The sequence below is a fragment of the Acinetobacter sp. RF14B genome, from assembly GCF_006864105.1.
GTDB lineage: Bacteria > Pseudomonadota > Gammaproteobacteria > Pseudomonadales > Moraxellaceae > Acinetobacter > Acinetobacter lwoffii_C.
The window spans coordinates 1-23,994 of the sequence record NZ_SMTB01000040.1 but is presented as its reverse complement, the minus strand read 5'-3'; the positions used below and the strand labels follow the sequence as shown (position 1 = coordinate 23,994).

General features: G+C 42.1%; 20 protein-coding genes, 7 tRNA genes and 2 pseudogenes. 10 read left to right on the top strand and 19 right to left on the bottom strand.

Translation table 11 applies throughout. The annotated features are described in order from the left end of the window. Both E2K52_RS07835 and E2K52_RS07830 read left to right on the top strand, forming a co-directional pair. A partial coding sequence (locus tag E2K52_RS07835) for an iron-containing alcohol dehydrogenase (RefSeq protein WP_151204588.1) occupies positions 1–785 on the top strand: 785 nt, incomplete at its 5' end. A gap of 59 nt (positions 786–844) precedes the next feature. Further along, positions 845–1,279: pseudogene (locus E2K52_RS07830) on the top strand (acyl-CoA thioesterase). Between the two features lie 8 nt (positions 1,280–1,287). On the opposite strand, the gene dnaX reads toward E2K52_RS07830, so the two are convergent. Continuing rightward, positions 1,288–3,387, bottom strand: coding sequence for a DNA polymerase III subunit gamma/tau (gene dnaX / locus E2K52_RS07825; RefSeq protein ID WP_151204587.1), 2,100 nt, complete (start codon positions 3,385–3,387; stop codon positions 1,288–1,290). 415 nt (positions 3,388–3,802) lie between these two features. Between dnaX and E2K52_RS07820 the strand changes: the two genes are divergently transcribed. Next, a complete protein-coding gene (locus tag E2K52_RS07820) occupies positions 3,803–5,482 on the top strand; it encodes an ABC transporter ATP-binding protein (RefSeq protein ID WP_151204585.1) in 1,680 nt (559 codons plus the stop codon). Positions 5,483–5,578: 96 nt separating this feature from the next. Here E2K52_RS07820 and E2K52_RS07815 read toward each other — a convergent pair whose 3' ends face one another. The 5 genes from E2K52_RS07815 to E2K52_RS07795 form a co-directional block, all read right to left on the bottom strand. After that, entirely contained in the window at positions 5,579–5,920 is a 342-nt protein-coding gene (locus tag E2K52_RS07815; RefSeq protein ID WP_151204584.1) for a hypothetical protein, read from the bottom strand. Positions 5,921–6,090: 170 nt separating this feature from the next. Further along, positions 6,091–6,510 carry a GlcG/HbpS family heme-binding protein gene (locus tag E2K52_RS07810; RefSeq protein ID WP_151204582.1) on the bottom strand — a complete coding sequence of 140 codons (420 nt, stop codon included), beginning with the start codon at positions 6,508–6,510 and terminating at the stop codon, positions 6,091–6,093. Between the two features lie 82 nt (positions 6,511–6,592). Further along, complete coding sequence (gene hemL, locus E2K52_RS07805) at positions 6,593–7,894, bottom strand: glutamate-1-semialdehyde 2,1-aminomutase (protein ID WP_151204580.1); 1,302 nt, start codon at positions 7,892–7,894, stop codon at positions 6,593–6,595. Between the two features lie 45 nt (positions 7,895–7,939). Then, entirely contained in the window at positions 7,940–8,560 is a 621-nt protein-coding gene (gene thiE, locus E2K52_RS07800) for a thiamine phosphate synthase (protein WP_151204578.1), read from the bottom strand. A 427-nt stretch (positions 8,561–8,987) separates the two neighbouring features. Next, positions 8,988–9,371 (bottom strand): DUF962 domain-containing protein, encoded by a 384-nt coding sequence (locus tag E2K52_RS07795; RefSeq protein WP_151204577.1) that lies wholly within the window; start codon positions 9,369–9,371, stop codon positions 8,988–8,990. 318 nt (positions 9,372–9,689) lie between these two features. Between E2K52_RS07795 and E2K52_RS07790 the strand changes: the two genes are divergently transcribed. Beyond that, entirely contained in the window at positions 9,690–11,147 is a 1,458-nt protein-coding gene (locus tag E2K52_RS07790) for an inorganic triphosphatase (protein WP_151204575.1), read from the top strand. A gap of 122 nt (positions 11,148–11,269) precedes the next feature. After that, positions 11,270–12,724 (top strand): CYTH and CHAD domain-containing protein, encoded by a 1,455-nt coding sequence (locus E2K52_RS07785; protein WP_151204573.1) that lies wholly within the window; start codon positions 11,270–11,272, stop codon positions 12,722–12,724. A 10-nt stretch (positions 12,725–12,734) separates the two neighbouring features. On the opposite strand, the gene E2K52_RS07780 is transcribed toward E2K52_RS07785, so the two are convergent. Then, positions 12,735–13,367, bottom strand: coding sequence for a hypothetical protein (locus E2K52_RS07780; RefSeq protein WP_151204590.1), 633 nt, complete (start codon positions 13,365–13,367; stop codon positions 12,735–12,737). Between the two features lie 110 nt (positions 13,368–13,477). Here E2K52_RS07780 and E2K52_RS07775 point away from each other — a divergent pair, with 110 nt between their 5' ends. The 3 genes from E2K52_RS07775 to E2K52_RS07765 all read left to right on the top strand — a co-directional run bounded on the left by E2K52_RS07775 (position 13,478) and on the right by E2K52_RS07765 (position 15,343). Continuing rightward, positions 13,478–13,873, top strand: a complete 396-nt coding sequence (locus E2K52_RS07775) for a DUF3144 domain-containing protein (RefSeq protein ID WP_151204571.1) — start codon at positions 13,478–13,480, stop codon at positions 13,871–13,873. A gap of 104 nt (positions 13,874–13,977) precedes the next feature. Beyond that, positions 13,978–15,042 (top strand): amidohydrolase family protein, encoded by a 1,065-nt coding sequence (locus E2K52_RS07770; RefSeq protein ID WP_151204569.1) that lies wholly within the window; start codon positions 13,978–13,980, stop codon positions 15,040–15,042. Positions 15,043–15,082: 40 nt separating this feature from the next. Beyond that, entirely contained in the window at positions 15,083–15,343 is a 261-nt protein-coding gene (locus E2K52_RS07765; protein WP_151204568.1) for a hypothetical protein, read from the top strand. A 73-nt stretch (positions 15,344–15,416) separates the two neighbouring features. Here the strand turns inward: E2K52_RS07765 and E2K52_RS07760 are convergent, their stop codons facing one another. Both E2K52_RS07760 and E2K52_RS07755 read right to left on the bottom strand, forming a co-directional pair. Continuing rightward, complete coding sequence (locus E2K52_RS07760; protein WP_151204566.1) at positions 15,417–18,188, bottom strand: M16 family metallopeptidase; 2,772 nt, start codon at positions 18,186–18,188, stop codon at positions 15,417–15,419. A gap of 140 nt (positions 18,189–18,328) precedes the next feature. Then, the gene (locus E2K52_RS07755) at positions 18,329–19,150 is read right to left on the bottom strand and encodes a PhzF family phenazine biosynthesis protein (RefSeq protein WP_151204564.1); all 822 of its coding nucleotides are present in this window, start codon (positions 19,148–19,150) and stop codon (positions 18,329–18,331) included. A 421-nt stretch (positions 19,151–19,571) separates the two neighbouring features. Between E2K52_RS07755 and gloB the strand changes: the two genes are divergently transcribed. After that, the gene (gloB, locus tag E2K52_RS07750) at positions 19,572–20,306 is read left to right on the top strand and encodes a hydroxyacylglutathione hydrolase (RefSeq protein WP_151204562.1); all 735 of its coding nucleotides are present in this window, start codon (positions 19,572–19,574) and stop codon (positions 20,304–20,306) included. Between the two features lie 28 nt (positions 20,307–20,334). Here the strand turns inward: gloB and E2K52_RS07745 are convergent, their stop codons facing one another. Beyond that, the gene (locus E2K52_RS07745; RefSeq protein WP_151204561.1) at positions 20,335–20,607 is read right to left on the bottom strand and encodes a hypothetical protein; all 273 of its coding nucleotides are present in this window, start codon (positions 20,605–20,607) and stop codon (positions 20,335–20,337) included. 412 nt (positions 20,608–21,019) lie between these two features. Here E2K52_RS07745 and E2K52_RS07740 point away from each other — a divergent pair, with 412 nt between their 5' ends. Next, positions 21,020–21,223, top strand: coding sequence for a hypothetical protein (locus E2K52_RS07740; protein ID WP_151204559.1), 204 nt, complete (start codon positions 21,020–21,022; stop codon positions 21,221–21,223). A gap of 161 nt (positions 21,224–21,384) precedes the next feature. On the opposite strand, the gene E2K52_RS07735 is transcribed toward E2K52_RS07740, so the two are convergent. From E2K52_RS07735 to E2K52_RS07695, 9 genes and pseudogenes are all read right to left on the bottom strand, one after another. Continuing rightward, a tRNA-Leu gene (locus tag E2K52_RS07735) sits at positions 21,385–21,469 on the bottom strand. Between the two features lie 38 nt (positions 21,470–21,507). Continuing rightward, positions 21,508–21,581, bottom strand: a tRNA-Trp gene (locus tag E2K52_RS07730). A gap of 34 nt (positions 21,582–21,615) precedes the next feature. Continuing rightward, positions 21,616–21,700, bottom strand: a tRNA-Leu gene (locus tag E2K52_RS07725). A 380-nt stretch (positions 21,701–22,080) separates the two neighbouring features. Beyond that, positions 22,081–22,166: transfer RNA gene (locus tag E2K52_RS07720), tRNA-Leu, on the bottom strand. A gap of 309 nt (positions 22,167–22,475) precedes the next feature. Then, positions 22,476–22,560 (bottom strand) — tRNA-Leu (locus E2K52_RS07715). 38 nt (positions 22,561–22,598) lie between these two features. After that, positions 22,599–22,672: transfer RNA gene (locus tag E2K52_RS07710), tRNA-Trp, on the bottom strand. A gap of 34 nt (positions 22,673–22,706) precedes the next feature. Then, positions 22,707–22,791: transfer RNA gene (locus E2K52_RS07705), tRNA-Leu, on the bottom strand. A gap of 107 nt (positions 22,792–22,898) precedes the next feature. After that, the gene (locus E2K52_RS07700; RefSeq protein WP_171478827.1) at positions 22,899–23,714 is read right to left on the bottom strand and encodes a protein kinase domain-containing protein; all 816 of its coding nucleotides are present in this window, start codon (positions 23,712–23,714) and stop codon (positions 22,899–22,901) included. Further along, positions 23,701–23,994, bottom strand: a pseudogene (locus E2K52_RS07695) (DUF3336 domain-containing protein); the annotation flags it as partial. The pseudogene E2K52_RS07695 and the gene E2K52_RS07700, both read right to left, overlap by 14 nt.

Genomic DNA, 23,994 nt, shown 5'->3' with positions numbered 1-23,994 from the left:
TTGATCAGGCCACTGGCCCGCGTCTGCCGCTTATTCTGGTGCCTACTACGGCAGGAACCGGCTCTGAAGTCACGCCTATTTCCATTGTAACAACCGGAGAAACCACTAAAAGTGGGATTGTGGCCCCTATTCTCTATGCTGATACGGCAATTTTAGATGCCAGTTTTACCCAGAGCCTGCCGGCACATATCACAGCAGCGACCGGCATTGATGCCATGGTGCATGCAATTGAAGCTTATACCTCAAAGCTCAAGAAAAATTTTTATACAGATATACTGGCCAAGCATGCCCTGACACTTTTGAACCAGAATCTGCCTCTGGTACTCAAAGATGGCAGTAATCTGGAAGCACGACAGAATATGCTGGTCGGTTCAATGCTGGCCGGGCAGGCTTTTGCCAATGCACCTGTCGGTGCGGTACATGCGCTGGCCTACCCTTTAGGTGGACATTTCCATATTTCTCATGGGCATAGTAATGCGTTGGTACTGACTGAAGTTCTGAAATTCAATATACCGGCTGCCAAACAGCGCTATGCCGAGCTTATGACTTGGCTGGAACCACAAAGCAAGGGCTGTCATGATGGGCTGGCGGATCTGTTTATTGACCATTTTAATAATCACTTAACCAACAGCGGACTCACTTTAAAACTCAGACAACTGGATATTCCTGAGCATATGCTGATAGTTATGGCAGAGGATGCCATGAAACAAGGACGTCTGTTGCAGAACAATCCACGAGAGCTGAGCGTAGAGGATGCTTACCAGATTTATCAGGCAATTTATTAGTTTTTATCTAAAAAAAATAGACCATATTTTCCGACCTAATCGCTTGAATCTTAAACTTTATGAAATTAACTATTAAACAGCGCGCGCAATATTCTTTTTTTCTGCCTATTCAGACCCGCTGGGCCGATAATGACTTGTATGGACATGTCAATAATGTCACCTATTACAGCTATTTTGACACGGCAGCGAATACACTGCTCATTCAAAAAACAGGTTTCGACCCGAAATCTTCTGCTTTTATCGGACTGGTGGTTAGCTCCAACTGTCAGTTTAATCAAGAATTGTCTTATCCTGAGATCATTGAGGTGGCTGTGGCAATTGAAAAAATAGGATAATCTTCCCTATGTTATGATCTGGCAATTTTTAAGCAAGGTTCAGACAGCGCAGCAGCTCAGGGCAGTTTTATTCATGTATTTGTAGACCGTCAAACACGAAAAAGCATCCCGATTTCTAAAGAAATGCGGGATGCTTTAGCAGAATATACTTCGTATTAAGATATATTCTATTTCAGCTGAATATTTTGCAGTTCGCCATCAAACTGCCGAATCAGGTCACGCACTGCCGGCTCGGCATAGAGTAGCTCTTTAGCACGTTTAAAAGCTCGTGCTTTACGTTCATGTTGCATGACATATGGCGTAAGTTGCTCGACATCTTCAAATTTGACCGTAAAGAAAGTCTGTGGCCATTTCTCCTTCAGCGCTTCTTCCAGAATGTGCTGCAACTGACTAAACAACTGCTGATATTGTTCAGGCAGATGAAATACCGATGTTGCATTAATCTGGCCACTCATAATACCGTATTGTGCCAACTCTTGTACCGCTGGAGAAAGCTGGCTATTTCTAAACCAGTATTCCCATTTCTCCACCGTCCACTCACCTTCCAGCACCTGTTCAGGTGTTTTTAGAATATCCTGAGGCATTAAATCTGCAGAATTATTCTGCTCAGTTTTTGCAAGCTGTGCCCTTGGCTGAGATTCTAATGTAATAGCTGTTTCATTCAGCTGCTGCTCGGCCACCACCTCTTCGCATGCTGCTTCAAGTACAAGGTTTTGCCCGGTCTTTTCATGATGAATGGAAGCTGCCTCAGCCGGCAAATATTCCGCCAAAAGAAAATCATCACTACTGTCGGTACTTTCTTCAACGGTCTCTGTCGCGACAATGTCTTCAAATCCAAACAGCGCATCGCCACTTTCCGGATCAAATAGTATAGAGGCAGATTCAGTATCGGCCCTAACGACCTCACTGACAGGCAGAACGGTTGCATCTGGAGTTTGACTGAATGCAGGAGTACCAGATTCAGTCTCTGCTACTTCATCTTCCAGAAAATCATCCGAAGATGGTTCAGATGATGATGATAGCGTTTCAGCCTTATCTGTATCTTCTAATGAAACTTCATCAAAGGCAGGGGCTGCCTCTACAGCTTCCGTCTGACTGTTTTTTAGGGGCGGTTGCAAACGGGTCGAGGGCGTCTCCTCTGCTGGAGCTGGCGTAGCCTGAGTGACCGGAATTTCATGAGGCTGGATTGGACGGAAAGCCAGTAAACGCAATACTGTCATTTCAAAGCCCTGCTCCTGAGTGACGGCCAGCTGTAAATCGGCTCGTCCTTTACAGGCAATCTGATAGTAAAGCTGTAGGTCCTGTGGAGAAATCAGCGCAGATAGCTGCATGATTTTTTTATTGATTTCAGCACTATATTTCAGGCTTAAATCTGGCAGATACTGGAGTAATGCCAGTTCATGCAAGGTCGAAATCAGCTGATCCAGAACTAGGGATACATCCAGTGCCTGCTGACGGAACTGAAGCAAGAGTTCGCTAACCCGTGCTTTTTGATTCTGATGAATTGCCAGAATCAGGTCATAAATAATGGTACGGTCAATCAGACCCAGCATGTCTTTGACATCTTGATGCTGAATGGCTCCTTGACCATAGGCAATCGCCTGATCAGTTAAAGACAAAGCATCACGTAAAGACCCTTGGGCAGATTCCGCGATTTGCCAGATCGCATCCTGATCGGCCTGAATGCTTTCTTTGCTTAAAATATTGCCTAAATGTTCGGTAATTTCATCTATCGCCAAAGGACGCAAGGTAAATTGCAGACAACGGGAAATCACCGTAATCGGGAGCTTCTGGGGATCTGTGGTGGCAAACAGGAATTTAACGTGTTCTGGGGGTTCTTCTAAAGTCTTGAGCAAGGCATTAAAAGAATGCGTAGACAGCATATGCACTTCGTCAATCAGATAAACCTTAAAGCGACCTTGGGTTGGCGCATAAGGTACGTTATCCAACAGCTCACGGGTATCTTCCACTTTAGTACGGGATGCGGCATCAATCTCGATCAGATCGATAAAACGTCCTTCATTGACCGCCGTACAGGTCGGGCAAACTTCACACGGTGTTGCAGTCACACCCGTTTCACAGTTCAAGCACTTCGCCAAAATACGGGCAATGGTGGTTTTCCCCACTCCACGCGTTCCTGTAAATAAATAGGCATGATGCAAACGGCCACGCTCAAGTGCACTGGTTAAGGCACGTGAAACATGGTTTTGACCCACCAACTCATTAAAATTACGAGGACGATATTTTCGCGCAAGTACTTGATACATGTATGCTCCTTGTTACAGGCCTAAGCATACTGTCTTTTTACAAAATAGTGAATGAGTTAATGAATTATGGCTCTTTCCCTAGAGATACTATCAATTTGATTTAATTCTTTCATCTTAAAAGTATTATTTTCATTTTTATGGATTTGAATGACGACAGTATAAGTTTTACGGAGTTTTAATTAATGATCAGGCTTACTTAATTTTTCCCGCTCTTCGATTATTATAGTAGGCAGAATTTAGTAGCTTAATAAACGTCAGCTCTCCTCAACAAAGTTTGCTGATGAAAAACCTATCTGAAATCAAACCAATACCAATAGAAGTTCATCCAAGTGCTACCATATTAAATGAGATAGGGAATTTAAGAAATAATTGATAAAGTGAACTAAAATTATTTGAGATAAAGGTGGAGAGAAATTTGCACACTTCCCCTCAGAATGATCTACAGAACGTTAAACATACATTATTTGAAAACAGCAAATTATTTATTAAACAATCAAAGATTTATATCTTTTTATTATGCTGTTCTATTTTGTTGTCAACAATACTTGCAGTTTTGGCTTCTTATACCTTTGCGTCAATGATTGACAAAGTTACCTTAAGTAATTCTGTAGAGACTATAATAGGTTTAGGCTTCTTTTTTTATGCAGTGTTACTTGGGCTGTCTTTAATTTTTAAAGAAGCTGTAATTTACCTATCTGTCATTCTTGCAAAAACCTTGAATTATATTAGCTCTACAAACTTTTTTAAGAAAATCATTCTAAAAGAATCTCACTTTTTTATTGACCATAATCCTGCTGAAATTCAGGCAATGCAAAATCAGGGAGCATTTGCATTGAATAAAGTGATGCAATTAAGTCTGATTTCCTTTATCCCAAGTGCCTTACAAATTGTTTTTTCATGCTTTATTCTCGGCCTGAAGCTAGATCCTAAGGTGGTGACAATTGTTCTTTTATACGGGTCATTTTTTATTGGATTATCATATTTTTCAAGTAAACGCATAGAAGAATATTTAAAAGTAGCAACCAGTGAAAGACAAAAAAACACCCAGTTGGTGGGCAATGCCATGTCTATGATGGATATCTTAAGATTTTTTAATGCAGCTGCCTGGATAGAGCATCGGTTTCAGGAAGGTTCTAAACAAATATTGAAAAGCCTGACCTCATATTCTTTAAAGCGTACTTACTATGCTGTTATTTTTGGTTTGGCTCTTAGCATTCAGTTTATTATTACTTTTTATATTCTTATTCCTGATGTTCAGGCAGGTCGTATGAGTGTGGGCGATCTGGTTTTATTTAATACTCTATTGCTTCAACTTAATACACCTTTTGAAATGATCGGGAGATGTATACTTGAATTTAATCAATCTTATATAGAATTCAAACCTTTTGCCAGAATGTGGAACGAACCAGAATTAGCAGACAACTCAAAACAATTAACAGCAAACTGTCCAGAGAGTAAACATCTTTCTGGTGTCTTAAAATTTCAGGATGTATCTTTCACTTATTCAAATGGACGTAGAATTCAGAATATTAACTTTACTGCAAAACGTGGAAAAATCACTTTTCTAACAGGTGATAGTGGGGCAGGTAAATCAACTATTTTCAAGTTGATTTTAAAACAAATTGAACCTGATCAAGGAGATATTGTAGTGCACAATATTTCTTTAAACAGTATTGACCGTAATACATGGTTTTCACAAGTAGGTGTAGTTCCACAAGAAGTAATGTTACTGAATGATTCGATTAAAAATAATATTTGTTTAGGGCGGCCTTATGATGACCATAAAATTTATCAGGCAGCTCAAAAAGCACAAATTTTAGATCGTATTATCATGATGCCCGATGGTTTCGATACCAAAGTTGGGGAAAGAGGCATGACTCTTTCTGGCGGAGAAAAACAAAGGATCTCTATAGCGAGAGCACTATATGCTGATCCCGAATTTCTGCTCTTGGATGAGGCCAGTTCAAATTTAGATATAGAAACAGAGCATGAAATTATGTCTCATATGCGTAGCCTAAAAGATAGCGTGACGATCATAGCTATTACTCACAATCCTGAACTTATCCATAAGGAAGATATAGTCATACAACTATAGATTGTGCTAAATAGCAATTTATCTAAAATCAATATACTATGCAGCCCTGATATAAAATCAGAGCAGCACATCTTTTAAACCTCTTTTACGTAATTGCTAGATTTCTAAAAGAAATGATTCACCTTTAGAGCAATCTCCATTAAGCCATTGCCAATTTTCTATGAGTTTAATTTTTCCATTATTCTGGATTTCAATCTCAGTATTACACTGACCTACACGTAATTCATTCTTTTCATTTATGTGATGGTAGCTCATTGTAAATGTGCTTTCAGAAGTCATGAAACCTATTAAATGTCCACTTATAATCCGGCCTCCAGAATATGTAGCTTCTATTTGTTTACCGACTTGGTGATAGTGAAAAATAGTTTCACCGGATACTTCTCCATTCGCTGTATTGTTGGTATTCATGAATTTTTTATTATTCAGCAGTAATTTCATTTTTATCCCAAGATTTCCTAAAATTAATATAGACCTGATAAATTCAAAAAATATATTTATAATCAAGACCTTAAAAGAGATCATGATTTTTTATTTAAACTTAAGATGACACGCATTTTCTTAATCAATATCCCGGCAACTGATTATAAAAATGTCTCATTTACAAATAATCACACCGCTTGCTGGGCCAAAAACTTCTCAATGGCCATTTGTGCTATTTCAGTATCCTGAAATGATTTCGCCCCGGAAACACCCATCGCCCCCACCAGTTGGCCTTGATATAAAATCGGCTCTCCACCTTCTAGCATGCCCGAAAAACTTTCCATAGTCAGAAAACCCATCTGACCACCTTTAATCATATCTTCGAATAGTTTGGATGGACGGCCACTTATGGCTGAGCATTTTGCTTTTTCAATTGCCAGATTTGCAGTCATTGGTGAACTACCATCCATACGCTTCATTAACAGCAAATGACCGGTTTCATCCATAACCGCAATACTAACCTTAAAATTGTTCTGCATGGCATATTGATATGCCTGATCTAATAAAAATTCGGCATCATTTAAAGTTAGATAATGTTTGATGTGCATCCCTCTTTTTCCTTGTTCAAGATCTCTATAAAAAAAGCCCGAACGAATTCAGGCTTAAATAAATAGCAGAAAACTAAAAAGTTTAGGCTTTCATTTCGGCAAACGTCTCAGCCGCTGCCTGAAGCGTAAAGGCAATATCGTCATCACTGTGTGCTGCGGAAATAAAGCCAGCTTCAAAAGCGGATGGCGCCAGATTTACTCCACGTTTTAACATACCATGGAAGAATTTACGGAAAGCATCAACATCACATTTCAACATGGAATCAAAACTGGTGATGTCTACCTGATCCGTGAAATACAGACCGAACATGCCGCCCACTTGTTGAGTCTTGAATGGAATACCCGCTTCATCTGCTGCCGCTTGCAAGCCTGTAAGAAGTTTTTCAAGTTGTGCAGTCAGTTTTTCATAGAAGCCTGGCTCGCGCAGATGTTTAAACATCTCGATACCTGCACGCATTGCCAGCGGGTTACCAGACAATGTGCCTGCCTGATAGACCTTACCAAGTGGTGCAATGCACTCCATGACTTCTCGTTTACCACCAAAAGCCCCCACTGGCAGACCAGCACCAATAATTTTACCTAGAGTCGTCAAGTCTGGCGTAACCCCATAATGCGCCTGCGCACCGCCTAGTCCGACCCGGAAACCGGTCATGACTTCATCAATAATAAATACCGAACCGTGTTCATCACACACATCACGAATCGCTTGCAAAAATCCTTCAACGGGTGCGACCAGGTTCATGTTACCTGCAACTGGCTCGACAATTACACCGGCAATTTCAGAGCCGAACTTGGCAAAGCATTCCTTTAAAGTTGCAATATCATTGTATGGCAGCGTTAAAGTATGTTTGGCAAAATCAGCCGGCACACCTGCCGATGTCGCCTCGCCCTCACCTGTAGTCAAAAGACCTGAGCCGGCTTTGACTAGCAGAGAGTCGGAATGACCATGGTAACAGCCTTCAAATTTGACAATCTTGTCACGGCCTGTATAACCACGTGCCAGACGGATCGCAGTCATGGTCGCTTCAGTACCCGAGTTGGTCATACGAACCAATTCAATTGATGGCATGATGTCACAGATAATATCCGCCAGTGTCGTTTCATGCACGGTCGGCGCACCAAAGCTCAAGCCGTCTACAGCGGCATCTTGTACAGCCTTAATAATTGCAGGATGTGCATGACCCAAAATCATTGGCCCCCACGAACCAACGTAGTCTACATAGCGTTTACCATCGACATCATAGAGATAAGCCCCTTGCGCCTTCTCAATAAAAACTGGCGTACCGCCTACGCTATTAAATGCACGCACTGGTGAGTTCACGCCGCCTGGAATATGTTTACTGGCCTGTTTAAACAATTGCTCTTGCTTTGGAGATAAGCTCATGGATGCACTCAACTAAAAAATGAAATATAAACAAAAAAAATCAAATTAAACTGTTTCTGCAAACAATGCAGCCCACGCATTTACACGCGCAGGAATGTCTTGAACCGCTAAGGCTAATATATCACTGATCACCGCACAAAGGTCAGCCCCTGCTTCAATCACGGCCTGAGAGTTTTCTACGCTTAACCCCCCAATTGCACAAATCGGCAACTGATATTTTGCTTTCGCCTGCTTTAGCGTTTCAAGCCCGATATTACCCGCTTCAGGTTTGGTATCGGTGGCATAGATCGCCCCGAAAGCGACATAAGTGGCGCCATCAGCAATGGCTTTGTCTGAAAGTTCAATTGAATTATTGCATGAACGTCCAATAATTGCGCCATGTGGCAAACGTGCAGCAGCGTCGGAAATCTCACCATCCGACTGTCCCAGATGCACCCCCAAGCCGAATTTTTCTGCCAGAGCCAGATCATCATTAATCACAAAAGGTGTCCGGTATTTCTCTGCTAACGCTTTTATTAGCTCAACTTCTGCGTCTTGATCCGGTTTTGCCACTTTTTTACGGCGGTATTGCAAGATCGCAATATGGCCTGTCGCCAAGGCTGCTTCGAGTTTCTCTAATAAAAGTTCCAATGCATCATCATTGGTAATTAAATATAGACCGCGCATCGTACTCGCCACTAATAGAATGGCTCTATTATAGCCCGAAGCGTTGTTATTTTTGTGGTTCAGTGAAGTAAACCGCTGAATATCAAAGCCTGAATCTATTTTTATCTAAGGGGAGACAGTGCACTTGTTCTCCAACCTCAAAAGTCTTTTTATAAGTAGAAAAATTATGTAATCATCTGCTGTATAAAAAAATTTGGCCCATTGCTGTCACCGACAGCTTGATCGATTCAGTATTTTTAGGCATAAAAAAAGCCCGGAGAAGGTCGCTCCAGGCTTGGAAAACTGGTTGATTCAGAATAATTTACCTTGATAAAAACCTCAACTAAGTCATATCACGATTAATAAAATAATAAAATTTCGCTTACAAGTCTTTTTATCTGTTTGCACTTATCCATTAAAGCACTATTCAATAAAACATGGATATGAATTAAACAGAAATTTTATCGTATTGAGTATCAATCAAACTGATATTCATCCGTAACACATCAGCAAACATACGCCAGTCAGAAATAAAGCTGTAGAAAGGCTGCTTGAAGCTGGCCGGTTTATTTTTTTCAAAAACAAAATGTCCAATCCATGCGCAGGCATAACCTGAAAGCAGCCCATAAGCCAGATATTTGGCCTTACGCTGACGAAGCGCCTTGCTAAAAAAATAAAGTCCTATACTGCTTCCCGTAATATGCAGACGACGGCTCATAATGTGGCGATGTTCAGTCAGATAAAATCGGTAAAATTCATGATAATCACGAATGGGCATTTGCGGAGACGCCGCAACTATATTTCCCTGCTCTACTTGAATCGGTGCATTCATAACATCATCCTGAAGTCTTTCTGCAACATTAGCGCATAATTTGGACAATTAAAAGACTGTTCATCCTATAGTCTTAAGCTCATTCTGGGTCTATTAATTACTGAATTTTCTAGTATTAAATAAACATATACCTATGAAACTTTATATTAATTTCTTTAATCAGCACTTTTTCCCTTTGGTCAAGTCTTACATGTGATTTGAATTTGGTTACAATCTGCTGCTTAAAAATCTAAAAATATTTCCGCGATCTTTCGCAATCTCATTACAGCAAGCAGGCTTCAGTCTTATTTGAATAGCTGAGCAGACAGGATAATTATCATGGTTGAAGTTGAACTCAAGTTTCAGATTCCGGCAGCACGCCGTCAAGCCCTGCTCAAGGCACTTGATCCTAAGAAATCGCAACAGATCCAGCTTCAGGCCAAATATTATGATACCGCTGACCGTCAGCTGGCTCAGCATGGCGTGGCATTGCGTCAACGCCTTGAAGGAACACGCTGGATCCAGACTCTAAAAGCAGCTGGCAAAAGTCATATCGAACGCTTTGAGCATAATCATGATTTTGGAGAACTGGCTCATTCGCCTGAACTGGAGCTGAGTATTTATCAGCAGTGTCCTGAAGCTCAGGAAATTCTGGTGGGTGCCCTAGGGCAACAATTTGATCATCTAAAACTTCAGTTTGAAACGGATATTGTACGTACCTTACGTGTTATTGAGTATGAAGACAGCCAGATTGAAGTCAGTCTGGATGTTGGTCATATCCGCACGCCAGATGCTGAACAGGACGTACACGAGGTCGAGTTTGAGCTTAAACAGGGTTCTGTGCAAAATCTGCTGGCTATGAGCTTTGAATGGGTCAAAAAATATCAGCTCTGGCTGGATGTACGCAGCAAGGCTGAAATAGGCAATCTCCTGGCCAGTGCCCAAAAGGTTAGCACGGCAACACCGGCTAAAGAATTTCAGCTGAGCAAAAAATCCAGTGCAGGCGAGAATCTATGCAGCCTGATTGCCCAGCAGATGCAGCATCTTTTACCTAATATTGCGGCGATATCGGCGCATGTGGCTGAACAGGAGCACATTGAGCAGGCACAACAGGCCCTGCATCATCTCCATTTAAGTCTGCTACTGTTTAAGGACTGGCATACAGGCATTTCGGATAAATGGGCACATCAGCTGGAAGCATTTAAAAAACAGTTTGAACATTTACAGCATTTGCAACATATGCAAAACACGCTGGCCAGTTTCCTGCAAAATCCGACCACCGCAGAAAACCTGACCAAAGATATTCTGTATGCTCAGGAGAAACTGAATCATCTGGTGAAATCCACCCAAAATGTGCATCATTATCTGGAATTGCTGATTTTCAGTTTAAGCGGCCATCAGAAATCCGGGCCAGATCTGAAAACTGCGGCGCAAACCTGTCTGCAACAACAGTATAAAGCCTTACAAGAACAAATGAATCAAACAGATAGTGCCGATTTTGACAGTCTGGATCAGTTGTCGATGCGTATTCAGGAACTGAAATTCAGCTTCCCGATTTTGACGCATGTCTATGATGTAAAGAATCTGCAAAAATACAGCAAGGCCTTGAATGAGGCCCAGCAAGCCGCCCAAGAATATCAAACTCTGGCATCTTCAGCACTTTATATCCAGCAGACTGAACTGGAAGCCAGTGACTGGTTTGTTCTGGGCTGGCTGACCGCCAAGCAGGAAGTTTATGCACAAAAGCTGCTAGAAACGACCGAACAGTTTCTGGTCAGTCGCAAATTTCTTAAATAAATCTCATCAAAGAGTTTCAAGCACGCTACGGCGTGCTTTTTTGTTGCAGAAGTGCCTCACACAGCTATGGATCTTTGGGATATATTGAATGCTATCCCGTTACATCGTGCAGGTGTGATCCGATGGCAGAAGTTGAACTGAAATTTCAAATTCCTTTACATACACGCAGCCAGTTTGAACAAGATTTTCAGCAGTATGCGCCTGCCCAGCATCATCTATATGCCCAATATTTTGATACTCACGATCAGCAATTACAGCAACATAAAATCGCACTGCGGCAACGTCTGGAAGATAAACAATGGTTTCAGACGTTAAAGGCACCTGCGCGACATGAGTTTGAGCGTTTTGAACTGGAACATTGCCTGGGAGAAACCCAGCAAGAATCGTGTAATTTTCATTTATATCAAAAAGATAAGCAGGCCAAAAAAATACTCAAGCAGGCAATAGGCAAGCTGAATACTCCCCTACTGCTCCAATTCGAAACAGAGGTCAAACGTCAGGTCATCCAGTATAATTACCAGCAGAGCCAGATAGAAATAGCTTTCGATATTGGAGAAATTCGCTCTGGAGACCAGATTGCTCCTATTTATGAAGTCGAATTTGAGCTTAAAACTGGCACACTGGATCAACTGATTGAATGTGTAGAAACTTGGGTTGAACCTTATCAGTTGTGGCTGGATGTACGCAACAAATCCGAACGCGGTTATGCCCTATTACAGGATGAACAGCAACTTCCAGTTCAGCATCAGGTTGTACTCAACTTAAAAGAGGAAACCGATGTTGCTAAAATCCTGCAAAAAATTGTAGCAAACTGTCTGACTCATCTTTTTCCGAATGCAACGGCAATTGCCTTAGAACACTATAATAGTGACCATGTGCATCAGGCACGTGTTGCAGTCCGTCGTTTACGCAGTGCCTTAAAAATTTTCCAATCCGAAACCGAAGAATGCCCAGCTGAATGGCAAGATCAGCTGCGGGATATTTTTCAGCAATTAGGCGCTACCCGCGATCGGGATGCCTTAGCTGAAAGCCTGCTCCCACAATTAAAACAAGCCGGTTCACCACTTTTAGTATTACCTCCTGCTCCTAAAGGGCAGCTCAATATCAGTCAACTGTTTCAACAGCCCGTGATTACAAAGCTGTTTCTTGAACTTTTAGGCTTTAGCCAGTGCAAATTTAAGCCACATCCCTCTTCCCATAAAACACTTTGCACCAGTCTCACCAACTTGCACCACAAAATTTGTAAGGATGCAGCCAATTATATACAGCTGGATATTGAAGCACGACATCGTACTCGCAAGCGAGTCAAGCGTTTACGCTATAATATTGAATTTTTGCAAAGCCTGTTTGTCGAGCAGGAAGTAAAAGCCTATCTCAAAGCATTAAAGCCCGTTCAGGAAAGTTTAGGACATTATAACGATCTATTCGTTGCAGAAGAGCTATTCCTTCCCTATGTGAAAAAGCAGCCCAAAGTCTGGTTTGTGCTGGGATGGATTAAAGCTGAACAACAACGCCTGTCTGCTGAAGCTGCGGCCCGGTTAATACAGTTTACTAAAACCGAGCCATTCTGGTCATAGCGACATGGCTTTAACGATTTTTGCCATACACTTTCCAGATATTATTATCCGCCAATGGATCGCTATAACTGTCACTGCGTTGTTTGCGTGGCTTATCGCGTGCATCCACCAGCTCAAAGTCTGGCTCGACACTCAGCACGATCCCATTTACATAAAATCGGGTGCGCGTATATTCACTTTGCCTATGCTGAAATACATAAGTCCGTAAGTCAACAAATTCACGGTGGGCCACCAACGCTGCTGTTTCATCACTGTCCAGCCAACGCTGCATGGCAGCCACCTGTTCTGCTTCAAACTGTCCGCATTTTTCTATCAGACTGGCAATACCGCGATAGGTTTTGGATTCTTTGGCCCGAGTCTTATTAATACGGATGCGATCCACATGAAAATAGAATAAGGGTAGATTCAGGTGACCGGGCAGATGAACTGCATCTACGACCTCATCTTCCATAAACGGCTGAAACAGGTCTTGTGCCCTTTCAATCAGACCCAGCCATTGTTTGTAATATTCATCCACCTGCAACTTGGTGCCATAGTAAATCGGCAAACCTTCAACATTGGCCAGATTTGCGGGTGGCCATATATTCTGGCGCAACAAGGCAATATCACTTTTCAGGCTTTGTACAGCAATTGCATCTTGCATGGTATTCACACTTTAATTGCTTAGGCTATTTTTAGATTAAAGCAAAGGTTTAGTTTCTGCAAGGCTTTGCCTATAATTAGACATCAAGATTTTATAGTCAGGAAAAATTCATGGTTCAAAAGATTGAAGCAACCGATGTAACCGAAGAAGAAGCGTTAAATGCTGCATTCTTTGAACGTGCTGATGAATTTATTAAACAGGCCAATGAATTTAGCCGCGTAGAAAAAGGTTCTCAGGAAAATCCGGCAGACAAACGCGGTCAGGTCAGCGCTGCAATGCTGTTTGGCACAGCCCGTTTTAATACCTGGGTCGCTGCCAACAATTTTAAAGATGGCAATGAAATGCGCGATGCTAAAGATCAGGTCATGTCTTATATCTTGCAGCAGTTCCAGATGATGCTGGAAGACAATTATGATGAATACTGCGAGCAGTTTGAAAACTATTTACGTTTCCGTCGTAATGAAGAGTTTCATGCCAATAAGCATCAACACGACCACGATCATTAATGAAAGCCCTACGGGGCTTTTTTTATGGATACAAAAAATTGACTTTAGGCTGACTGTAGGCCTATATAAAAAATAATAAAAATTAAGGATAGACCAAGAATATTATGCAATCACTTCCCTTTTCAATCATTGACCCACATATCCACCAATGGGATCCCTATACTACGCCGCATGCCGCAGCTTTCGCGGTGAAGCTGTTTGGCAAACATCCTAGATTGCTAGACAAGATGGTTCGACTGTTAAAACCTAAAGATGTGATTGAGACGATTGGCTTGACTGAACATCTGACTGCACCCTACCTGCCCGGAAATTATAAGAAAGATGCAGGTCATTATAAGGTGGAGCAGATTGTGCATGTCGAAGCCAGTTGGCATCAACAGAAAGGTACGGGCGTGGTAAATGAAACCCGTTTTATCGCTGCACTTCCTTTTGATCAGTACAATATCCAGTTAGGTGGGATTGTCGCCACGGCGGATCCACGACAGAAAAATTTTAAACAGCTCCTGCAATTACATCGCGAAGCCTCACCCAAGTTTCGTGGCATCCGTAAAATGGCAGCAGTCCATGCAGATAAAGCTATTCATGCATGGGCAGATGAACCACATCTGTACCGCAATAAAAAATTCCTCAAAGGTTTTGAAGAACTGGCCAAGCAAGATTTAAGCTTTGATGCCTGGGTATATTCGACCCAGCTTGCGGATGTTACTGCGCTGGCCAAAGCCTTTCCAGACACACCTATCGTGCTGGATCATCTGGGTACGCCTGCTGGTTTATTTGGCAAGGTAGGTAAAAGCACTGGCAAGACAGCTCAGCAACGTGAATATATTTTTCAGGCATGGATAGAGGATCTGGCTGAACTGGCACAATGCACGAATGTATCGACTAAAATGTCTGGCTTGTTTATGCCTGTTTTAGGACATGATTTTCACACGCAAAAACGACTGGCAACTAAACAGGAACTAGTAGAACGTGCAGCTCCCCTGATTCAGCATGCTTTAAACTGCTTTGGGGCTAAGCGCGTGATGTTTGCGTCCAACTTTCCGATGGACCGTGTCAGCAGCTCACTCACTAACATTATTGATGCCTTTAGCGATATTGTGCAGGCTTATGATGAAAATGCCTTAAAGCCGATCTTTTATGAGAATGCTAAAGCGTTTTATAAATTATAAGAATAAGCGTCTGGATTCTTAAAAAAGGATGAAAATACATATGCTCTGGGAAGAAATGATCGCTAGTCCCTTGTCAGAAAAACTTTTATATACTTGCCTGGTGATCTGTTTTAGTGGAATGGCATCCTGCTATTACCAACATATGATTCACTTACCCTTTAATAAAGATATTGCTTTCGGAGCAATCTTAACATCAGGTGGTATTTTCCTGTTTCTTTTTGCCACTTTCTGGTGGAGCTTAGCCAGTGCTGTGCTATCTGGCGTTTTAGGTGGAATCCTGTTTACCAGAAAAGTTACTTAAATTAGGGCTTTAAATAATATTGAAAAATAAAAAATCCCCGACTTGAGGGGATTTTTCTATTTACCTACTCACACTATGATTGCTTAACTTCTTTTCCATACTGATCGGCCATCACTTCCACCAGCTGATTTGGCTTGATGTATTTTTTAATCACGGCATCAATGTCGGCTTTACTGAGTTTAGCAATCGCCTGATCACGTTTTTCCCGATACAACAGATTACGGTCTTTATCCAGTTGCGGAACCAGCATGTTATGAATACGGCGATCATCTTCCAGCACATTTAAGCGTTTTTTTAGAATACTGGCTTTGGCAGCTTCCACTTCCTGCTCCGTGACACCCCGGGTCAATAGCTCATTCAGCACTTTATATACTGCTTGTGAAACTTGTGCTGATTTCCCTGCCGTATAGTTTGCATCAATGGAGAGCGCACCTGACTCCGCCCATTCATCAAACTGGAGATTGGCACCAAATCCATAGACCAAGGCATTTTTTTCACGTAGCTCCTGAGCCAAACGGGAAGACAACTGGGAATTCCCCAGAATATATTCGAAGACCTGCAAAGCCGGCACATCAGGATTGTCCGCTCCCACCGGCAAAGTCATCAGTGCCTGATAGCTGCCAAACTCACGCTGCTCGGATAAGGCATGAACTTGTTGGGCAGGATAAGCTCTATATACCGATTTCAGGCGTTCATAAGGCTGTTGGGTTTTCCAGTCAGCAAAACTTTTTTTCAGGATGTTTTGCATGGACTTGGGGTTAAATTCACCCGTAACCGCAATTTGTGCATGATGGGTTTTAAAAAACTGCTGATACAAGGCCACTACCTGTTCACGGGTGGCCGCTTTAAACTGTCGGGTCGCCAGCTCAGGTTCAAAATGATAGCGAATATCTCCTGGCTGGTAGATTTCAATAATTCGCGACATGGTCAGCCCAGCAACAGTATCTGGCTCCGTATAAGGACGATCCAGAGTTGATAAAGTCTGCCCCTTGATCAGATCAAACTGGCTTTGTTCAAATACCGGGTTTTTAAGCACCTCAACCACATACTGAAAAAACTCTTCGAATTTTTCTTTTTTGGCACTGATTTGAATGGTCAAGCCATTCACCGCTGCACTTGCAGTGGCAGATCCGCCGACTTCAATAATCTTGTCTGCAATCTGCTGCAAACTCTGGGTTTCTGAAGAACGCAATAATAGATATGCCATCAGATCCAGTACTTCACCCTTATTCAATAAGGTTTGTGCTGTACCAAAATCCAGGGCAATGGTGGCATATACCTTATCATCACGTGTAGTGGTCGGAAACAGCGCATATTTAATGCCATTTTTCAGCTTACCGCGCTGGATCTGCTGTTCTTTTTCATGCAGATATTGCTTGGACTGCTGCACATAATCTTTCACTTCCGCCTGATAAACCCTGACATCCTTTAATGGTTCTTCTGCTTCAGCCGAAGGCGCTAAACTTTTTTGTGGGGCTTCGCTCTGCGCCAGTTGCTGTGCTTTTTTCTGATCCTCTGGTGTAGGCAGAATATTCCCGAAAATACGATGCTCTGGTTTAAAAAAGACCTGATAGGCTCGATTGACATCGTTCACACTCAGCTTTTGGATCGAATCCAGATCTTTAAAGTATTGGCTCCAGTCCCCAGAATAAGCCACTGCATAATCACTCAGACGGGAACCTATCGCGGCTGCACTATTTTTGATCATATCGGCCTGGTTACGCACCAGATTTTTTGTACGGTTAAGTTCGACTTCATTAAAAGGCTGACTCTGCTCAATGCCTTGTATCAATCCTTCCTTTACACCTGGTGCCTGATGATTCGGTCCATAAATCGCACCCATCATCACCAGATTAAAATCCCGGTCGAGCCAGGTTGCGGATTGCACTGTGGTGGATTTCCCGGTTTCCACCATACTTTGATACAAATGTCCACTCGGTTGCAGCGTATATAGCGTCGGCGAAATCGCCAATGCTGTTTTAACACTTTCATTGGCACCCGTTAAATAAATACTATATTTTGCCAGATCACTGCCTTTTTGCACGCTAAACTCACGCGGTGCGATCTGTTCAGGTTTTAAAGGCGGTACCTGAGCCTGTGCCGGAATATTGCGCGACTGGATCGGGCTGAAATGGCGATCAATCTGCTTGAGCACATCCGCCTTGTTAAACTTGCCTGAGATCACCATGAAGGCATTATTTGGTGCATACCATTGACGGTAAAACTGGTTCAGCTCCTGCATGTTAATGGATTGCAGTTCCTCCAGATCGCCAATCGCCAAACGTCCAAGATACTGATTGCCATAAGCCGCTTTAAAAATTTGATCCATCATGACCGAGAATGGCTGATCCAGACGAATTTCGCGCTCACGTTTCACAATATCAATTTCAGTCGGGACATATTTTTCTTGCAGTACCAGTTTGTCCATCCGCTCGGCTTCAAGAAAAATCACTTCATTGAGCGCCGTCTGCTCGGGACGGATCACATTGGTATATTTAGTAGAATAATAGTCGGTACTGGCATTGGTCATTAAAGTATATTGATCCAGTCGACGCTGGAATTCATCCCCTTTGACATTGCGAGTGCCTTTAAAGGCCAGATGTTCCAGAAGATGAGCCAATCCCCCCTTGCCTTGCGGATCATTCAGTGAACCGGTCAGATAAACCGTGTTCATAAATACTTTATTTTCTTTGTCATTTGGCGCGAGAATAATTCTTAAGCCATTTTCTAATTTATATTCTTCAACATTCTGCTCAGTTTTTAGTAGCACTGGCTGGGCCAGACTCAGCACCGAATAACCAGATAATAAAATCGCCAGTGTTAAACTTTTAAAGCGTATTAACATTCTTTATCCAAAATTTTAAAGGTGAATTTTTATTACCGGTCTATATTAGAAAATGACTCTTACTCTGAATAATCTTTTAAACCGGATTGCCAGAAATACCATACCGTCTGCCAAGACGATATTATGTTTTACAATGTAATTTAGATAAAAATTTCAGCCTGCATATATAACCTGGCATAACCTGAAATTTCAATCCGATCTTCAGCTTTCAGGCTGCAATACAGCTCGCCGCCCCGTGCCGAAGCCTGATAGGCGACCAGTTCGCTCTTATTCAGTTTTTCCGCCCAAAGCGGTGCAATACCAGTATGGATTGAGCCTGTCACCGGATCTTCATCAATTCCGTTACTGGGCGCAAAGTAACGAGAAATACAGTCATATTGCGTAGCACCTGTGGTAATCGCCACATCCAGCAAGCTCCCCTTTGCCGTAATGGCCGTTCGCTTGCCATTTAACTGTTTGAGCAATTCAAAGTTCGGCCGTTCGTCCAGAACATCCTGTACCGATTCATATTCAATAATATAGCCCTGAATATTCAAATAGACATTTTTAAAAGGTTTACTCAGAGCCTGTCTGAGGTCATCCGGATATTCTGTCACCTGCTTGGCTCGACGAACTGGAAAATCCATTCTGATTTTGCCATCTGTATCCTGAGTGACCGTAAAAATCCCCAGATCTTTAACATGAAACTGAATAGTCTTGGCTGATGTAAAATCTTTAAACAGCACAAAGCTGCTGGCTAAAGTAGCATGTCCACAAAAATCCACTTCTCTGGTCGGAGTAAACCAGCGAATCGCATAATTTTCTGCATCCCGTACCTGAACGAAAGCGGTTTCGGACAAATTATTTTCCAGGGCAATATTCTGCATCAGGCTGTCATCTAGCCACTGGTCCAGCACAACCACCGCGGCCGGGTTTCCTTTGAACAGTGCTGTAGTGAAGGCATCCACCTGGTACATTTTCATTTTTATGCTCCTGTATATTAAGGTCTGTTGACCATTTATCTATGTCTATGTTTGTGACGTAAAAGGAATATCTCGCAAGATTTTTAGCGAAGATATGGCAGGCAATGATGCACTGAAATTCAATCGCCAAAACAACTGCGCTACTAAATCACAGCAGCAAAATCCGAAACACTATTAAAATTCAGGCTATTTCGTCCTGTACACTCTTGCTTTAAAATAACTTCTGCAAAATCACATCTGCATACAATATCAAAAGAATGGCAAATAGCCATCAATATTGAAAAGGCTATGGAAGTAGCCACGTCAAAATCGCAAAGCACTATCGTTAATATAATTTCTTGATCAATCGGCACTTTTTGCGAACGCTAAAACATCGGTAAATATGTTAGGTTATCAGCAAAACCCTTTAGGCTGATTCGCTATGTCCTCATACAAAATTCATTGCATTGATGTCAAAAACTCCTTACAAAACTATATCTGGTTACTGGAACATCTACCTTCCCATCAAGTCGTGGTGATTGATCCGACTGAAGCAGAACTGGTTAAAACCTATTGCACCGAGCATGCTCTGATACTCAGCCAGATCTGGCTGACTCACTGGCACAAAGACCATACTGGCGGTGTAGCCGGATTAATTCAGGAGCAGAACCTCCCTGTTTATGGTCCACGCGCAGAACTGAGTAAAATTCCGGTGATTAGCCATCCGCTTGAACATGAAAATCAATTTAACTTTCATGATATTGAAGTTCAGGTTATCTCCGTTCCCGGGCACACCTTAGGCCATATCGTTTATTTTATTGATACGCTTGATGTGTTGTTCTGTGGTGATACCCTATTTGCGATGGGCTGTGGCCGTGTTTTTGAAGGTACGTATCAGCAAATGTATCATTCTCTGTCGCGTCTGGCTGCCTTGCCTCCCCGTACCCAGGTCTATTGCACCCATGAATATACCTTGTCTAATGCACAGTTCGCCAAACATGTCGAGCCAGACAACCTGGAGATTCAGGAACGTTTGGAACAGGTGAAGCGTTTGCGTATGCTCGGTCAAAACACTCTGCCAAGTACCATTGAGCTAGAACTTCAAACCAATCCATTTTTACGCGCCAATAGTGTTGAAGAATTCCAGCAACTGAGAATGCAAAAAGACAATTTCTAATTCCTCATTCTCAGGATTTTAAATCCTTCTAAAGAATCTGGTTGCTTTGCGCATAAGCATCCAGTTCTGCCTGCGTTATTACGCGTAGCGTATTCATTTCATTCACTCTAACCAGCAGCAAACCACCCAGTGCTGGCTGGTAGCGACGTGCACTTCCAAAGGGTGTATAAGCCACCTGGGATTGCACACTAAACTCCAGCCAGTCTTCATGCCCCAGCATGACAGCAACCGGAGTTAAAGCCTGTTGCTGCATCTGTTCAATCTGCTGCTTTACATACTGTTCGATGTTGGGCTGAGTCATGATCTTTCAATTTCAATCTGTTTTTTCATAGTATAAATCAGAGGAACAGAAATACTGCTCAGAAAATCTCCGGCCAAGCCTGCTTGAATAAAATAGAATCAAACCGGTTTATCATGAAAAGTCATGCAATAAATCTTTTACTTAACTGTCTCCTTCATAATTCCCTCTTAACCAGTTGAATATTAAAAATAATTTATAATTTTTATAACTTAAAAACATACAACATTTAGTTACAACATCTTAAAAAACATAAAAATCATATACTTAAGCTATATTTAATGGCTTTTCTCCAGCTATGAATGTTCATTAAATCTGCATTTTCCTTTAAATTAAAATTATTTAAGGCAATCGCCCTTTAAAACAATTTTTTTCACCCTTATCTATCCTTTAACAATGATGAAGGAGTTATCTCATGAAAAAAGTGGTTAAAGCTAAAAACTTGATCGCCTTTCGCCTGTGGTTAGAAAAATTAGGTTATTCAGTTCGCACTCTGGCTGATGACCGTGGCTTCAGTTTCAGTTTTAAAAAAGAATATGGCCTGGTGACCTGTGACCTCTCCGGCAATGCTTTAGCCATGCAGCTCGGTGAAGAATTTGAAGATCACTTAAAAGCCTGATCAGCAGGTTTGATACACTTGAAGATAGGGATGTCGATTCAAAGAAGTGAATGCAATAAAATTTTAAATCTTTTCAGCTCATTGTTATGGGCTTTTTTATGCGTTTAAGATTTATAAATTTCAGGCGAAAAAAAACAAGGTCATCGCCTTGTCTCTTTTGATGGTGGGGACGGAGAGACTCGAACTCTCACACCTCGCGGCGCTGGAACCTAAATCCAGTGCGTCTACCAATTTCGCCACGTCCCCATCAGGGTACCAACTCAAGGTTGGATTTTTATAAACTTTGGCAGAGGATCAAGGATTCGAACCTTGACGAACGGTTTTGGAGACCGTCATGCTACCATTACACCAATCCTCTACTTCCACCCAGTATTTAGTGACCTAAATACTGTTGGTGGGGACGGAGAGACTCGAACTCTCACACCTCGCGGCGCTGGAACCTAAATCCAGTGCGTCTACCAATTTCGCCACGTCCCCAATGGCTGTGTATACTATAGGGATCACACACTGTTGACAAGTGTTTTTGCAGTAAAAGGTAATCTAACCTGCTATAAATTAAGCAGTTAACTTTATTTTTCACATTCGATAAAATTTGAGGAATTTAAAAGCCACTCTAAACGTCTGGCCTTTATTCTTGTTTCAACCTTACTGATCTCATTAATATAAAAACGATACCAATGCCCTACTTACTGGTTGCTATGCTTTTTATCCTATTATTTTAATGGTTTCTTAACGCAGTAATTCACGACATTTCTATTCAAAATCTCAGACAAAATTGAGAAGCCAAGGAAATAGAAAGCATCCTGCTAAATTCCAGGCAAAAAAAAACAAGGTATTTACCTTGCTTCTTTTATATATGGTGGGGATAGAGAGACTCGAACTCTCACACCTAGAAGGCGCTGCGACCTGAACACAGTGCGTCTACCAATTCCGCCATATCCCCGTGGCTGTGTATATTATAGAGATCGACTCGTATTGACAAGCACTCATCTAGAAAAATAAGTACTGTTATATCAAAAATTAATCAATTAACCCGAATTTTATTTTACAGCCCTTATTTTTGAACAAATTCACTTCATTTTATGAAAAAAATAAATACTGAATGGCCAAACCGTCTCTAATACAGGTTTAGAGCTGACGGAGTTTGAAGTGGGGAAAATATCATCAGCCCATTGTTATGGGCTTTTTTATGCGTTTAAGATTTATAAATTTCAGGCGAAAAAAAACAAGGTCATCGCCTTGTCTCTTTTGATGGTGGGGACGGAGAGACTCGAACTCTCACACCTCGCGGCGCTGGAACCTAAATCCAGTGCGTCTACCAATTTCGCCACGTCCCCATCAGGGTACCAACTCAAGGTTGGATTTTTATAAACTTTGGCAGAGGATCAAGGATTCGAACCTTGACGAACGGTTTTGGAGACCGTCATGCTACCATTACACCAATCCTCTACTTCCACCCAGTATTTAGTGACCTAAATACTGTTGGTGGGGACGGAGAGACTCGAACTCTCACACCTCGCGGCGCTGGAACCTAAATCCAGTGCGTCTACCAATTTCGCCACGTCCCCAATGGCTGTGTATACTATAGGGATCACTTTGCCCTGACAAGAGCTTTTTAAGAAAAACCCACCCATTTGATTAAATAAAAAACAATCTGCAATTTATTGTATTTTTCTCATTCAATTTCAGTCATCAAGCAGTATTTGACCACTTTGAAATCAGCCAGTCTGTTTTGCTGCTGCCTGCATAGCATTCCCTCCAATAGTTTTTGAAAGGCTTTTAAACTCGTCGGAAGCTCAAGTTTTAAACGCTGGCAATGTATATATGCCCAATCTTCATAATTGACCGCTTGCAGACGCTGTCCGGACAGCCATTCATAAAAAATGATTCCCAAAGCATAGACCTCACTTTGCAGAGACTTAGGCTTGCCGTGAAATAACTCAGGTGCCATATAACGCGGTGTTGCATTCATTTCTTTTATTACTGATTCAGACAGGGCATGTACCTGTTCAAAATCGATTAGATAGACCCTGCCCTGATCATGCACAAAATGTTCACGCTTTAAATCGGCATGAAAATAGCCCAATTCCTGTAATTCAATTAAGGGGTCTAAGACGCGCAGCAAATATTGCTGAATTTCCAGAATAGATAGCTTTGCTGGTGTACGGTCAAAATAAGCAGGAAAATCTGGCAGAATCAAAGCCTGCTGAAAAGCTTCATGAGCAATTTGAACAGGTTGCTGAATGATCCAAGCGGGCAATAGGCATTGCAAACCTGCATGCTGATAAGCACGGTAAAATTCCAGCTCATGCTGAAAACCCTGTTGAACCTGTTGCCATACAGAACCGGAAGAATCAGCAAGCTGGGTCTTTAACCAGTAAGGTCCCGGTTCATTTAAATAATAGAGACGGCGACCAAAGCCCAGGCTACGGGCTTTGGTTTTTAGCTGCCAGTTTAAAGAAGAGAGCGTGTCTGGATTAAGTTGCAATATATTCGTGCTGTAGATCTGGTGTCTTCTGATAATTTAACAGTTCCAGACAATGCTGAATAGTTTTACCTACCCGCTCCTGCATTTCGATCAGGGAAATTTTAGGCCAGGTCGCCCGTTCGCCCTCGCGCTGCAAGACTTTAAACAGATGCGGACGCGGATTCTGGAGCATATAGGTATAGTGACGTAAGCCATATTTTCCGACGATGTTCACATCGCCATAATAACGCTGATTGACCACCCCATGCCCATGGTCCAGCAGACGGCGGACTGGTGGCACCCG